12 protein-coding genes are annotated in these 14,315 nt (G+C 63.6%); 5 read left to right on the top strand and 7 right to left on the bottom strand.

The window, feature by feature from the left end; genetic code table 11:
• Positions 1–3 precede the first annotated feature (3 nt).
• The 4 genes from CK228_RS26195 to CK228_RS26180 are packed head-to-tail and all read right to left on the bottom strand — an operon-like array spanning position 4 to position 4,081.
• The gene (locus tag CK228_RS26195; RefSeq protein WP_095775353.1) at positions 4–654 is read right to left on the bottom strand and encodes an ABC-type transport auxiliary lipoprotein family protein; all 651 of its coding nucleotides are present in this window, start codon (positions 652–654) and stop codon (positions 4–6) included.
• 37 nt (positions 655–691) lie between these two features.
• Positions 692–2,065 carry an MlaD family protein gene (locus tag CK228_RS26190; protein ID WP_095789682.1) on the bottom strand — a complete coding sequence of 458 codons (1,374 nt, stop codon included), beginning with the start codon at positions 2,063–2,065 and terminating at the stop codon, positions 692–694.
• A gap of 14 nt (positions 2,066–2,079) precedes the next feature.
• Positions 2,080–2,889 carry an ABC transporter ATP-binding protein gene (locus CK228_RS26185; protein ID WP_095775351.1) on the bottom strand — a complete coding sequence of 270 codons (810 nt, stop codon included), beginning with the start codon at positions 2,887–2,889 and terminating at the stop codon, positions 2,080–2,082.
• A gap of 4 nt (positions 2,890–2,893) precedes the next feature.
• Positions 2,894–4,081, bottom strand: a complete 1,188-nt coding sequence (locus tag CK228_RS26180) for an ABC transporter permease (protein ID WP_095789681.1) — start codon at positions 4,079–4,081, stop codon at positions 2,894–2,896.
• Between the two features lie 77 nt (positions 4,082–4,158).
• On the opposite strand from CK228_RS26180, the gene dgcA reads away from it, so the two are divergent.
• Positions 4,159–5,142: an N-acetyl-D-Glu racemase DgcA gene (gene dgcA / locus CK228_RS26175; RefSeq protein ID WP_095789680.1), complete on the top strand. Its 984-nt coding sequence runs from the start codon at positions 4,159–4,161 to the stop codon at positions 5,140–5,142.
• Here dgcA and CK228_RS26170 read toward each other — a convergent pair.
• Both CK228_RS26170 and CK228_RS26165 read right to left on the bottom strand, forming a co-directional pair.
• Entirely contained in the window at positions 5,062–6,327 is a 1,266-nt protein-coding gene (locus CK228_RS26170) for an MFS transporter (protein ID WP_095789679.1), read from the bottom strand. The genes dgcA and CK228_RS26170 overlap by 81 nt on opposite strands.
• A 124-nt stretch (positions 6,328–6,451) precedes the next feature.
• Positions 6,452–7,267 carry a UDP-2,3-diacylglucosamine diphosphatase gene (locus CK228_RS26165; RefSeq protein WP_095789736.1) on the bottom strand — a complete coding sequence of 272 codons (816 nt, stop codon included), beginning with the start codon at positions 7,265–7,267 and terminating at the stop codon, positions 6,452–6,454.
• A gap of 119 nt (positions 7,268–7,386) precedes the next feature.
• Here CK228_RS26165 and CK228_RS26160 point away from each other — a divergent pair, with 119 nt between their 5' ends.
• The 4 genes from CK228_RS26160 (at position 7,387) to CK228_RS26145 (ending at position 12,902) form a co-directional block, all read left to right on the top strand.
• On the top strand, positions 7,387–8,166 hold the full coding sequence (locus CK228_RS26160) for an SDR family oxidoreductase (RefSeq protein ID WP_095789678.1): 780 nt from the start codon (positions 7,387–7,389) through the stop codon (positions 8,164–8,166).
• Positions 8,167–8,342: 176 nt separating this feature from the next.
• A complete protein-coding gene (locus CK228_RS26155; RefSeq protein WP_095789677.1) occupies positions 8,343–10,667 on the top strand; it encodes an NADP-dependent malic enzyme in 2,325 nt (774 codons plus the stop codon).
• Positions 10,668–10,859: 192 nt separating this feature from the next.
• Complete coding sequence (locus CK228_RS26150) at positions 10,860–11,540, top strand: outer membrane protein (RefSeq protein ID WP_095775345.1); 681 nt, start codon at positions 10,860–10,862, stop codon at positions 11,538–11,540.
• A 156-nt stretch (positions 11,541–11,696) separates the two neighbouring features.
• The gene (locus CK228_RS26145; RefSeq protein ID WP_095789676.1) at positions 11,697–12,902 is read left to right on the top strand and encodes a DUF2865 domain-containing protein; all 1,206 of its coding nucleotides are present in this window, start codon (positions 11,697–11,699) and stop codon (positions 12,900–12,902) included.
• Here CK228_RS26145 and CK228_RS26140 read toward each other — a convergent pair.
• On the bottom strand, positions 12,820–14,193 hold the full coding sequence (locus CK228_RS26140; RefSeq protein WP_095789675.1) for a glutamate--tRNA ligase: 1,374 nt from the start codon (positions 14,191–14,193) through the stop codon (positions 12,820–12,822). The genes CK228_RS26145 and CK228_RS26140 overlap by 83 nt on opposite strands.
• Positions 14,194–14,315: the final 122 nt, after the last annotated feature.

Below are 14,315 nucleotides of genomic sequence, written 5' to 3'. Positions count from 1 at the left end.
CGCTCAGATCACCGAATCGGTCCAGCGAACGATCTGTTTGGCGGCATCGCCGAACGCGCTGTCGAGCGCACTGACATAGGCAGGATTGCCGCTGCCCGAAACCGGCGCGGACGCGGTGAAGCTCTTGGAAGCGCGTACCTCGCCGTTGCGATCGTTGAGCAGGCGCACGAACAGGTCGACTTCGGCATGTTCGCCACCGTCGACACTCACTTCGAAGGAACGGATCTCGACGATCACCTGGTAGTCGATCGCCAGGCCCTCGCCCGGCTTGCCGACGCCGGCAAAGCTGCCCGAACGCTGGAAGGTCTCCGCCAGCCGCGCCTGCACGATCACCGGCAGCCGGTCGGCCCATTGCGCGCCCTTCAGATACTGGATCGAGCGGTCGGAGGGTTTGATGACGATGTTCTGGCTGTCCAGCGCCTTGAGTGCCGAGGGCTGGGCGATCAGGATTTGCTTGCGGCTATGGCCGCGGGCGTCAACCGACGGCGCCGAAAGCTCGAATGTGTCGAGCGGCGCAGGCTTGCCGCCCAGTACCGCACAGCCGGCAAGCGATAGCGCAAGCAGCGCCGCAGCCGGTGTCAATCCACCCGTTCTCACCCATACCGACTTCACGCGCGATCCCCGTTGTCCCCGGATCGTAAGATCAACCCGCATCCGCGGCTCATGTTCTTGGGGCGAGCAGACGCCGAAGTCAACGCCGCGCCCTGCCGTCGAATTGCCGAACCTCGCCCTCGCCACCTGAAAGAATGCGCTGCGGATTGCGGCTGAGATCCGTGACCGCTTCCTCGATACGCGTGATCGAGCGGCGGCTGTCCTGCACCAGCGCCTCGACATTCGAGAGGCCTTGGCCTGAGAAGCGCGACAGATTGTCGGTGATGGTGCCAAGGCGCGCATTCAGCGTGTCGGCGACCTGCTTGAACGACTTCAGCGTGGCCCTGGCGTCCGCCATCACACCGTTGGCCTCGCCGGAGCCGAGCAAATTGTCGACCTTGGCCAGAATGCCGTCGACCCGCACCGAGGCATCGTTGAGGCGCTGCGCGAGTTGTTTGGCGTCCTTGATCGTCTGATTGATATCGTCGGCGCGGTTGGCGAACTTGTCGGTCACCATTGCAATGTCGGCGGCGGCCTTGTTGGCGTTTTCGCTGGCCTTCTGGATGTTGGCCAGAGCCGTACGCACCTGTGCCGGGTCGACACCGTCGAGCACGCCGTCGACCTTGGTCAGCGTGCCTTGCGTCTGCTTGGCGAAATCATTGACGGACCCGACCGCCGTGTCGACATTCTTGATCACGCCGTCGAGCTGCTGCGATGTCTGCTTGAGGTTCGCGGTCACCGTATCGACATTGGCGACGATGCTCTTGATCTTGTCCCTGTCGACGGCGTTGAGCAGGCCCTCCGCCGCCTTCAGCGTGCCGTCGAGCTTGCCGGACACGCCCTTCAGCTCTTCGGACAGCGCGCTGACGCTGGACAGGAACTTGTCGATGCCGTCGGAATTCTTGGCCAGCGCATCGGAGAATGTCTGCACGTTCTGGACAGTCTGTGTCAGCGGCCCGCGAACATCCCTGGTGAAGCCCTCGAGTTCGGACAGCACCTTGTCGGCGCGGGTGAAGATGTTCTGCGCCGTCTGCAGCAGATTGGTCACGGCGGAAGGGTTGGCTACGATCTCGGCGACCTTGCCTTCCTTCTCGGCCTGATCGAGAAGTTTCACTTCCTTGGGATCGGCTCCCTTGAGCTCGATATTGGCCTGCCCGGTGAGGCCGGCAAGCCCGATATCGGCCTGCGTCGACTTGGTGATCGGCGTCATCCGATCGATCTCGGTGTCGGCGATGGCGACCGTCGGATTGTCGACGTCGATATAGACGCGCTTGACGTCACCGACCTTGACGCCGTTGAACAGCACGAAGCTGCCGCGGCCAAGACCGGAAGCCGAACCAGGGATGCGCACGCGCAGCAGCGTCGTCTCGCCCCTGTCACCGATCGCCGCCGTCCAGTAGACGAAGCCGAACGCCGCCAGGATCGCAACCAGCGTAAAGATGCCGACAATGACGTAGTTGGCTCTGGTTTCCATTATTTCACTTATGGCTATGCACGTGCGGCAAGATCAAGTTGGCGGGCGCGTTTTCCGCGGAAATAGGATTTCACCCACGGTTCCTCGCTCTTCAGCATGTCGTCGATGGTGCCCTCGACCAATACTTTCTTCTTGCCGAGCACCGCCACGTGGTCACAAGCGGTAAACAGCGTGTCGAGGTCGTGCGTGACCATATAGACGGTCAGATCCATGGTGTCGCGCAGCTTGACGACGAGTTCGTCGAACTCGGCAGCACTGATGGGATCGAGGCCGGACGTCGGCTCGTCGAGAAAGACGATATCCGGATCGAGCGCCAGGGCGCGCGCAAGTGCTGCGCGCTTGATCATGCCGCCGGAAAGTTCTGATGGGAATTTCTGCGCCGCGTCCGGCGGCAGCCCGACCAGCTCGATCTTGAGCAGTGCCAGCTCGTCCATCAGCTTCCTTGGCAGGTCGAGATATTCGCGCATCGGCACCTGCACATTCTCCTGCACGGTCAGCGCCGAAAACAGCGCGCCATGCTGGAACAGCACGCCAAGCCGCATGTCGATGCGCAGGCGCTCGATATCGCTTGCTTTGTCGACGTCGACGCCAAACAGCCTGATCGTCCCGGACTGCTTGGGCATCAGCCCGAGAATGGTGCGCAACAGGACGGACTTGCCGGCGCCCGAAGCGCCGACGAACCCCAGGATCTCGCCGCGCTTGATGTCGAGCGAAAGCTTGTCGAGGATCAGCTTGTCGTCGATGGCAACGGTGACGTCACGCACCGAAAGGACGATCTCGTTCTGGTCCTTTTCCTCCGTCTTGATGCCATTGCCCTTCGCCATTGTGTCAGAACTCGATAGCTGCGTAGAACATGGCGAAAAGCCCATCGAGGATGATGACGACGAAGATCGACTTCACCACGGAGGCAGTCACGTGCTGGCCGAGAGATTCGGCGCTGCCGCCGACCTTCATGCCTTCGACCGAGGCGATCGTGCCGATGATCATGGCCATGAACGGCGCCTTGATCAGCCCGGCGAAAATCGTGCTGAGATCGATGGCGACACGCAGGCGGTCGATGAATGCGGCGGGTGGGATATCGGAGTAGAGCCAGGCCGCGGCAATGCCGCCGCCGAGTGCCGCGAAATTGGCGATGATCGTCAGGCACGGCAAGGCGATCACCAGCGCAACCAGGCGCGGAAAGACCAGGACGCCAATCGGATTGAGACCGATGACCTTCAGTGCGTCGACCTCCTCGCGCATCTTCATCGAGCCGATCTCGGCGGTGATCGCGCTGCCGGAGCGGCCGGCGATCATGATTGCCGTCATCAGCACGCCGAGTTCGCGCAGGATCAGCACGCCGACGAGGTCGACGACGAAGATGTCGGCGCCGAAATAGCTGAGCTGGTAGGCGCCTTGCTGGGCAACGATGGCGCCGACGATCGCCGACATCAGCACCACCACGGGAATGGCGCCGACGCCCATGCGGTCGATCTGGTTGAAGATCGCCGCCGGGTTGACGGCATGGCCACGGCCGAGCTTCATCTGCGCGCCGCGGATGGTGGCGCCCAGAATATTCATCGAGGCGAGGAAATCGTCACGCATCTCGTAGACGCGCCGGCCAACCGCCTCGAGGGCACGAATGGCGATATTGGGCGGCCGCGCCGGGCCGGATTCGGGTTCGCGCCGGACAGCCTCGCCGACCGCGTCGAGCAGGATGGCGGCGATCTCGCTTTGGCCTTGCAGCCGAACCTCGACCTTCTTCTTCTCGAAGGCGCTGACGAGCCGGTCGATTAACCAGGCGCCGGCGGTATCGATCTTCTCGATTTTCGAAAGATCGAGCGCCAAAGTCTTGAAACCGTTTCGTTTCTCGATCTTGCGCATGTCGGCGTCGACCAGCGCCACAGTCCGTGTCGTCCAGATTCCGGAGAACGCGCAGCCGAGCACGCCACCCTCCTCGCCGACCGCGACGCGCGGTTGGTGGTCAGCCTCCGAGGCGGTGGTGCCGCTTGCGTCGCGCTTGCCGATGGTCAACATGGCGTCCTGTTTAGCCTGATGGGTCCGACCTTGTCGATTTGCCGACAACCCTTCTCGCACAGCCGGAGCAGAAAAATATGGCGCGTGTCATTTCGGTTGAGGCCGAGCGTTTTCCAATCGCCGGCACTTTCACCATTTCGCGCGGCTCCAAGACCGAGGCCGAGGTCATCACCTGCACGATCAGCCAGGACGGTCATAGCGGGCGCGGCGAATGCGTCCCCTACAAGCGCTATGGGGAAACCATGGACGGCGTACACGCCGCGATTGAGGCCATGCGCGAGCGGATCGCCGGTGGCATCGACCGGACCACGTTGCTCGACGCTATGCCGGCGGGAGCCGCCCGCAACGCCGTCGACTGCGCGCTGTGGGACCTTGAAGCCAAGATCAGCGGCAAGCCGGTGGCAAACGCAATCTGGCCGGCGCCGCTGCGCCCGCTGGAAACCGCATATACATTGTCGCTCGGCGAAGCCGAAGCGATGGCGGCACAGGCCCGCGCCAATGCCGGCCGGCCACTGCTGAAGGTCAAGATCGGCGGCGACAACGACACCGCCAGGATTCGCGCCGTGACGGAGGCCGCGCCTCGGAGCCGAATCATCCTCGATGCCAATGAGGGCTGGACCGACGACAACATCGTGGCAAACCTCGCTTTTGCGGCGGAGCGAGGCATTGCGCTGGTCGAACAGCCCCTGCCCGCTGGCCATGACCAGGTCCTGCGCCACATCGCCCATCCTGTGCCGATCTGCGCCGATGAAAGCGTGCATGAGGCGAAGAACCTGGAAACGCTGGTCGGCCTTTACGACGCCGTCAACATCAAGCTCGACAAGTCGGGCGGACTGACGGCGGCGCTCATGCTGCGCGACCGCGCCCGCGAGCTCGGTTTCGGCATCATGGTCGGCTGCATGGTCGGCACGTCGCTTGCCATGGCGCCGGCGGTGCTGCTCGCCCAGGACGCCGATTTCGTCGACCTTGACGGTCCGCTGCTACTTGCCCGCGACCGTGTGCCGGGTCTCGTCTACCAGGGATCGCTCGTCTCCCCCCCGGACCGGGCGCTTTGGGGCTGAGCGCGCAGCAAGCCCGATCAGCACCAGGCCGGCGATCGCGATCGGGATCATCACCAGGAAACCATCGACGCCGAGACGGTCATAGAGCGGGCCGGAAGCCAGCGTAACGGCGGCCATGAAGAAGCCGTTGAAGAAATAGGCGATGCCTTGCGCTGCACCCGTGCGCTCTTCGGAGACGGTCTCGGCGATCATTCTCTGCAGGCCGATGAGCACCATGGCGACAGACACCGAGTGCAGTGACTGCACGGCGAAGAAGCCGGCGATACCGAGCCCGAGCGGCCAGACCAATGGAAAGATGATCCAGCGCACGATGGAGCCGATGCCGGCGATCACCATCACCTTGACGACCGACACGGAAGCGAAAATGCGGTTGAAAAACAAAAACATGCAGACTTCGGACACCACGCCCCATGCCCACAGCAGGCCGACGACGGAATCGCTGATGCCGATCGATTTCCAGTAGATGGAAACGAAACCGTAGAGGAAGGCGTGGCTGGCGGTGATAATGCCGACGCCAAATGTGAAGTAGAGGAAATAGGCGTTGAACAGGCTCGGGGCCGCGTGCTGGATTTCCATGGCCGACAACGGCGAGGCCTTGCGCGGGCGCCCCATGCGCGGCGCCAGCAGGCCGGCGACGAGCGCCGCGCCAAGGGCAAGGAGTATGATCACCGGAACGGCTTGGGGTCCGGTGGCCGCCAGGATGAAGCCGCCCGCGACATTGGCGCAGAGATAACAGATCGATCCCCATTTGCGCATGCTTGCATAGTTCGAGCCGAAGCGGCGCACGCCCGAAAGCGCCAGCGAATCGGCGATCGGCGAATGCGGCGTCCAGACAACGGTGAGCGCCAGCGACACAGCCAGCACCATCGCGTAGGTCGGGGTGAGGAAATAGCCCGCCGAGAGCAGCAGCGAGGCTGCCACCAGCGCGACATAGACATTGGCGCGGTCCCTCGCGCGATCGGCCAGCGTCGTCAGCAGCGGCGTGGTCACCACGCGCAGGAACATGGGCGCGGCCAGGATGACGGCGATCTGCTCGGCGTGAAACCCCTTGGCCTGCAGCCAGAGCGGAAAATAGGGCAGATGCGTGCCGAGCGATATGAACAGTGTGCCGAAGATCAGGCTCATGCGCAGTTCGAAATGGCGCGGCTTGACGAGCTGTTCTGGCGAAAGCGGCGGCAGGGACATGAATCGATCCAATTACGCCGCGCTCGATCAGCCTGCGACGTGGATCGATCCCTTAACATGGCGGAAAAGCAGGCGAAACCGGCTGGACCAATGATTGACGCTTAAAGTCGTCGCGACCTTCGTGTCAGGCCGCCTGCCCGACCCGATCCTCGATGAGCATCGGGATGAAAGGTTCGTCCAGCGACTCCGGCAGCACCTGCGCCCAGGTCAGGATTTCCATCCGGCCATCGAAGTGCTCGACCACGGCCGTGCAGCTCTCCACCCAGTCGCCGGTATTGATGTAGCGCACGTCGTCGAAATTCTCGATCGCCGCATGGTGGATATGGCCGCAAATGACGCCGTCGACATGCGAGCGGCGGGCTTCCTCGGTCAGCACGGTCTGGAACGAACCGATGAAGTTGACCGCCTTCTTGACCTTGACCTTGGCCCAGGACGAGAACGACCAGTAAGGCAGGCCGAGCAGTTGGCGCAGCCGCGTCACCACCCGGTTGACGTTCATAGCCGCGTCGTAGGCGTGGTCGCCGAGATAGGCGAGCCAGCGCTGATTGTGGACGACGGTGTCGAACTGGTCACCATGGATGACGAGGAGGCGCTTGCCGTCGGCGGTTTCATGGATGGCGCGGTCGGCGACGACGATGCCGCCGAAATGCACGCCCTGGAACTGGCGGGCGAATTCGTCGTGATTGCCGGCGATATAGGTGATCGAGGCGCCCTTGCGCGCCTTGCGCAGCAATTTCTGCACGACATCATTGTGGCTTTGCGGCCAGTGCCAGCTGCGCCGCAGCCGCCAGCCATCGACGATGTCGCCCACCAGATAGATGATATCGGCGTCATGGTAGCGCAGAAAATCGATCAGGAACTCGGCCTTCGCCGCCTTCGAGCCGAGATGGACGTCGGAAATGAACATGCTGCGGAAAGTGCGGGGCTCGTGGCCTGGCATCGCGATTTCATCCTTGCTTTCGCGCAGCCTATGCCCCGATTCATGCAACAACCGTGTGACGGTTGCGATTGGTCCAGCCTAGGGACTAGCTTGCCGGCCAAATCACAGGAGAAATCGTCATGGATCTTGGTATCCGCGGAAAGAAGGCCATCGTCTGCGCTTCGAGCAAGGGTCTTGGAAAAGGCTGCGCCATGGCGCTCGCCGAGGCCGGTTGCGATATCGTCGTCAATGGGCGCAACGCCGAACTGGTGGCCAAGACCGCAGCGGAACTGCGCGCGCGTTACGGCGTGACGGTGACGGAAGTCGTCGGCGACGTTTCGAAACCGGAAGTGCAGAAGGCGCTGCTCGCCGCCTGCCCGGAGCCCGACATCCTCGTCAACAACAATGGCGGCCCGCCGCTACGCGATTTCCGCGAACTCGATCGTGCGAAAATCCTCGAAGGCGTGACCCAGAACATGGTGACGCCGATCGAACTGGTGCAGGCCGTCCTCGACGGCATGGCGAAGCGCGGCTTCGGCCGCATCGTCAACATCACCTCGCTGTCGGTCTATGTCCCAATTCCCGGTCTCGACCTGTCGTCGGGCGCGCGCGCCGGCCTGACCTCCTTCCTCGCCGGCGTGGCGCGAACGGTGATCGACCGCAACGTCACCATCAACAGCCTATTGCCCGGCAAGCTCGACACCGACCGGCTGCGCGGCCCGCATGAGGCCGGCACCGTCGAGGACCCTGCCGCGGCAGCCGCGCGCAAGAGCCGCATCAGCGCCGATGTCCCGGCCAAGCGGCTCGGCACGCCGGAGGAATTCGGCCAGATCTGCGCCTTCCTCTGCTCGGTCCATGCCGGCTATCTCACGGGCCAGAACATACCGGTCGATGGCGGCCTCTACGTCAGCGCGTTTTGATCGCAAGGTCTGCGAAGCGGCGCGACTCATCTGGCATGAAGTTGCCATAAGAGTTTGATATTAAATGATTTTCTATGCGCCGCCACTTAATGCTGCCGGCGCGTCAATTAGCGTCGCGAAAAATCTTGGCCGCATGCTAAAAGGACTCCCGACACAGGTTTCGAGGGAGCGGCCGTATGGAAGGCGAGAACAAGAAAACGGCACGTTCGGACCTCGACGAAGCCGCCCTCTACTTCCACAAGCACCCGACGCCGGGAAAGCTCGAGATCCAGGCAACCAAGCCGCTCGGCAACCAGCGCGACCTGGCGCTCGCCTATTCTCCCGGCGTGGCGGCGCCTTGTCTTGAGATCCGCGACAATCCGGCAACCGCCGCCGATTACACGGCGCGCGCCAACCTCGTCGGCGTCGTCTCCAATGGCTCGGCCGTGCTCGGCCTCGGCAATATCGGCCCGCTGGCCTCCAAGCCGGTCATGGAAGGCAAGGCGGTTCTGTTCAAGAAGTTCGCCGGCATCGACGTCTTCGACATCGAGATCGACGCACCCGAGATCGAGCGCATGGTGGAGACCGTCGCCGCTCTCGAACCCACTTTCGGCGGCATCAACCTCGAGGACATCAAGGCGCCGGAGTGTTTTGAAGTCGAGGAACGGCTGAAAGCTCGCATGAGCATACCGGTGTTCCACGACGACCAGCATGGCACCGCCATCATCGTCGCCGCCGCCGTGCTCAACGGACTGGAATTCGCCGGCAAGACCATCTCGGACATCAAGGTCGTCACCTCCGGCGCCGGTGCCGCCGCCCTTGCCTGCCTGAACCTGCTGGTCTCGCTCGGCGTGCGCATCGAAAACATCTGGGTCACCGATCGTTTCGGCGTCGCCTACAAGGGCCGCACCGACGAGATGGACCGCTGGAAAGACCCCTATGTGAAGGATACCGAGGCGCGCACGCTGGCCGATGTCATCCCTGGCGCCGACGTTTTCCTCGGCCTGTCAGCGGCGGGTGTGCTGAAGCCGGAACTGCTGCAGCACATGGCGCCAAAACCTCTGATCCTGGCGCTCGCCAATCCCAATCCCGAGATCATGCCGGAAGTGGCGCGCGCGGCGCGTCCCGATGCCATGATCTGCACCGGCCGCTCCGATTTTCCCAATCAGGTCAACAACGTCCTGTGCTTTCCTTACATTTTCCGTGGCGCGCTCGACTGCGGCGCCAGCGCCATCAACGAGGAGATGAAGATGGCTGCGGTGCGGGCCATCGCCGCCCTTGCCCGCGAAGAGCCTTCGGACGTCGCCGCACGCGCCTATTCGGGCGAGACGCCGATCTTCGGACCAGATTTCCTGATTCCCTCGCCTTTCGATCCCAGGCTCATCCTGCGCATCGCGCCGGCCGTCGCCAAGGCGGCCTGCGACACCGGTGTGGCGACACGGCCGATCACCGACTTCGCCGCCTATATCGACAAGCTCAATCGCTTCGTCTTCCGCTCCGGCCTGGTGATGAAGCCGGTGTTCTCGTCCGCCAAGGCATCGAGCGCCAAGCGCGTCATCTATGCCGATGGCGAGGACGAGCGCGTGCTGCGCGCCGCCCAGGTGGTGCTCGAAGAAGGTATCGCCGAGCCGATCCTGATCGGCCGTCCGCACGTCATCGAGGTCAGGCTGAAGCGCTACGGGCTGCGCATCAAGCCGGGTGTCGATTTCGGCCTGATCAATCCCGAGGACGATCCGCGCTATCGACACTATGTCGACCTGCTGATCGAACTCGCTGGCCGGCGTGGCGTCACGACGGAGGCCGCGCGCACCATGGTGCGCACCGACAACACCGTGATCGCAGCGCTGGCGCTCAAGCGCGGCGACGCCGATGCCATGGTCTGCGGCCTCGAAGGGCGCTTCGAGCGGCATCTGCGCAACGTGACACTGATCATCGGGCCGCGCGCGGGCATCAAGGACTATGACCTGTCGACGCTTTCGATGCTGATTTCGCAGCGCGGCATCATCTTCCTCACCGACACCCACGTCTCCGTCGACCCGACGGCCGAGGAGATCGCCGAGATGACCGTGCTGGCGGCCGAGGAAATCCAGCGCTTCGGCATCGAGCCGAAGGCGGCCCTTCTGTCGCATTCGGATTTCGGTTCGCGCGATTCACCAAGCGCGCTCAAGATGCGCCAGGCGGCGGCAATCCTGGCGCGCATCGCGCCGGAGTTGCAGTGCGACGGCGAAATGCATGCCGATTCCGCGCTGTCCGAGCATCTACGCCAGCGCGTCTATCCGCATTCGCGGCTCAAGGGCGAAGCCAATCTGTTGGTGTTCCCCAACCTCGATTCGGCCAACATCACGCTGACGGCGTTGCGCGCCATGATGGATGCGCTGCATGTGGGGCCGATCCTGCTCGGCACCGACAAGCCGGCGCACATACTGACGCCCTCGGTCACGTCGCGCGGTGTGGTCAACATGACGGCTCTCGCCGTGGTCGAGGCAGCGCACAAGGCGCAGGCCGTCGCCAATCTGGACTAGGCTGAAGCCGGCTTCAACAGGCCGGCCCGGTCTTCCGGGCGGCATCCTCACATGCCGGCGACAACTTGTTGCAAACGGGGTGTTGCCGACCGGCAACTTGCGATTGCGGAAAATCAACGTTGCCCGGAAGCGGATTTCGCGGGGAAGACCGACCTGATATGGTTGCGCATCTGATCTGACGGCGAGGACGTCATGAAAGGCTTGTTGCTCGCATCCGCATTGCTGTCGCTGATCGGCGGACAAGCTCTGGCCGCGGACGCCATCAGTGCCGAGCCCGCGACGGTCCATGACTGGTCCGGGGTCTATGTCGGCGGTCAGATTGGCTACGGTTTTGGACGGACTGACGCGACGTACAATTTGCCGAACACCCCAACGATCCGGGGTTCGCAGGATTACGATACCGATGGTTTCCTGGGCGGCGTGCAGATCGGCTACAACTATCAGATCAACTCCGCGGTTCTTGGCGTCGAGGCCGATGTTTCCGGAGCCGACATCAAGGGGCACTCCGACGAGATCACCTCCGGCTTGGGCGATGTTTACGACACCAAGGTGGACTGGTTTGGAACGCTGCGCGCCAGGGCGGGCTACGCGCTCGATCGTAGCCTGATCTACGGCACCGGTGGCCTGGCGTTTGGAAACGTCGAAAACCGGTATCTCGACGGTCCCCTCGACTCCTTTTCCGAGAAGAACACCAAGGTTGGCTGGACCATCGGCGCCGGACTGGAGCAGGCGATCACGGACCATTGGTCGGCGAAGTTCGAATATCAATATGTCGATCTGAGGGACCAGACCATCGACTATGCCCCGAACTCCAACACCACGTTCGACAACACGTTCAACGCGGTCAAGATCGGTATGAATTACAAGTTCTGACAGTCGGTGGAGAGATCTGCCGCGCCCCGTCGCTTTCCGGCTGATTGAACCCCGCCCGCTGCCGCGATCGAGGGCAGGTAGCGGACCGCATCCGAAATAGACGATTAACCGGCAACGGGGTAGTTTGGCGGGCACAGGCCAGCGGGATTGAGGCGGATGACAAGCGGAGGGTTGAAGCGGGCGCATGCTGCCATGCTGCTTGGCCTCCTGCTGTCAGGCGCCACCATCGCCGAGCCACAGGCCGCCTCGCGGGTCTGCCGTCAATTGGAGGCCGATCTTGCCGCGGCTTCGCGTGGCGGCGGCGGTGGTCCGGCAATGATCCGCAAATACGATGCCGCGATCGACCGGCAGCGCGAACAGATCTCCAAGGCCCGCAGCCAGGCGGACAATGCCGGTTGCGGGTTTTCGCTGTTTTCCCGCAACATCAATCGATGCGCCGGGCTCAACGCCACCATCGACCGCATGAACGCCAATCTCGACGGTCTCCAGGCCAAGCGTGCCCAACTCGCCGGTGGCGGCGGCTCGCGTCGCGACCGTGGCCGCATCCTGGCCGCACTCGACGCCAATGGCTGCCGCGACGACACGGTTGCGCCGCGCCGCGCGCCGCTGCAGGAAGCCGACCGCGAGGAAGACGGCAACACCAACCTGTTCGACCAGCTTTTCGGCGGCGACGACCAGCCGAGCGACACGCCTGACCAGCCGGACGATCCCGGTGAGGAACGCAATGTCGGCCGCGTCCTGAACCTGCCCGGCGTTCCAGACGCTCCGGGCACCGGCGGCGAGTTCCACACCACCTGCGTGCGCACCTGCGACGGCTATTTCTTCCCGATGTCGAATGCCGCCTCGGTCGGCGATTTCGAGCGAGACCAGAAGAATTGCGAATCCAGCTGCCCCGGCACGGAGATGCAGGTCTTCTATTCGCGCGGCATGGACGACGATTCGGCCTCGATGACCTCATCGGTCACCGGAAGGCCCTACAGCGAGCTGCCGACCGCCTATCTCTACAAGCAGTCCAACATGTCGCGGCCGCCGGCCTGCGGCTGCAATGCCGCGCAGAACTTCCAGATCATTGGCGGCAACCCGCCGGCCCCGCAACAGTCGCTGCCGGAAACGGAAGCGGCACCGTTGGTTCCCATGCCGGCCTCCAAGCCCGATCCGGGGGCCGACCCGGAAACCCTGGCCAACAGGGACGGTGGGCTCGACCGCGAGGCCATCAAGCGGCTTTCCGCCAAGCCGGTGACGTCGCCGGTATCCGCCTTGCCGCCGGAGCAGCGCAAGGTCAGGGTCGTCGGGCCAACGTTCCTTCCCGACCCATCAGCGGCAATAAATCTGCAAGCTCCGGCCCGGAAGGCAGTCCAGTAAGGGCAAGCCTCAGTGGCATGAACAGCCCCTTGCCCTTGCGCCCTGTCGCTTCCCTGATCTTGCCGGTCCAGTCCTTCCAGACCGCTCCGTTCCAGGGCTCTTCGGGCAGGACTTCGAAGGCCTGTCCGAGGAAGTCACGATCGTCGTCGGAGAACTCCGGTCTGTCCTGCGGCCCCTCGCGCAGGATGCGCCACCAGCCCACCGCATCGGCGAGCCGGTCGAGATTGCCGCGTACCGCCAGCCAGAACGGCTCGGCCTGTTCGCCGGAGATGCCAAGCACCATCAGCCTGTCGCGCGCCTCGTCGAACGGCATGTGGTGCAGCAGCACGCGGTTGAGCACGAACAGTTCGTCCGGATCGAACTTGGCCGATGATTTCGAGGTCGCGGCCGGGTCGAAATGGCCGGCGAGATCGGCGAGATCATGCGCGGCCGCGACATTCTCCGAGGTGCCGACCAGAACGGCGAGCGACGCGACGGCCATCGGCTCGATGCCATCCTCGCGCAGGCTTTCGATGGAGAGTGCGCCGCTGCGCTTAGACAGCCCTTCGCCCGAGACGGTGGTCAAGAGATTGTGGTGGCCGAAGACAGGCGGCTCGGCGTCCAGAGCCTTGAACAGGGCAATCTGCACGCCGGTGTTGGTGACATGGTCGTCGCCGCGGATGACGTGGCTGACACCCATCTCGATGTCGTCGACGACCGATGGCAAAGTGTAGAGATAGGTGCCGTCCTCGCGCACCAGCACTGGATCCGAGAGCGAAGCGAGATCGACCGTTTCCTCGCCACGCACCAGATCGTTCCAATGAACCTCCGTGCGTTCGGGCTGCAGCGGATCGCTGGTGAAATTGGGCAGCAGGAAGCGCCAGTGCGGCCGGCGCCCGTCGGCCTGGTATTCGGCCACCTGCTCCTGTGTCAGCGCCAGGGCCTCGCGGCCATAGACCGGCGGCAGGCCCCGCGTGCGGCGCACCTTGCGCCTCAGGTCGAGTTCTTCCGGCGTTTCATAGCAGGCGTAGAGAACGCCCGCCGCCTTCAGCCGCTCGACCGCCGCGTCATAGACCTCGAAGCGCCGCGACTGATATTCGGTGGCATCGGGGAAGATGCCCAGCCAATGCAGGTCGTAGAGGATGGCGTCGGCGAATTCCTGCTTCGAACGGCCAATGTCGGTGTCGTCGAAGCGCTGGATGAAGCGGCCCTTGTTGTTCAGGGCAAACAGCCAGTTGAACAGAGCGGTGCGCGCATTGCCGATATGGATGCGGCCGGTCGGTGACGGGGCGAAACGAACGGTAACTGTCATGAGCGGGGCGTACCGGATGCCTTTGTGATTGACAAGATGCGCCCCCGCGCTGGTCGGCACACATAGAACATGACGCGGGCGATGAAAAGACTGAGGCCATGCGCGGCGCATGGCCCTTATCC

It is taken from the genome of Mesorhizobium sp. WSM4312, from assembly GCF_002294875.1.
Lineage (GTDB): Bacteria > Pseudomonadota > Alphaproteobacteria > Rhizobiales > Rhizobiaceae > Mesorhizobium.
Note: the sequence above shows the minus strand (reverse complement) of the source record. Positions and strands in the feature narration are given on the sequence as shown.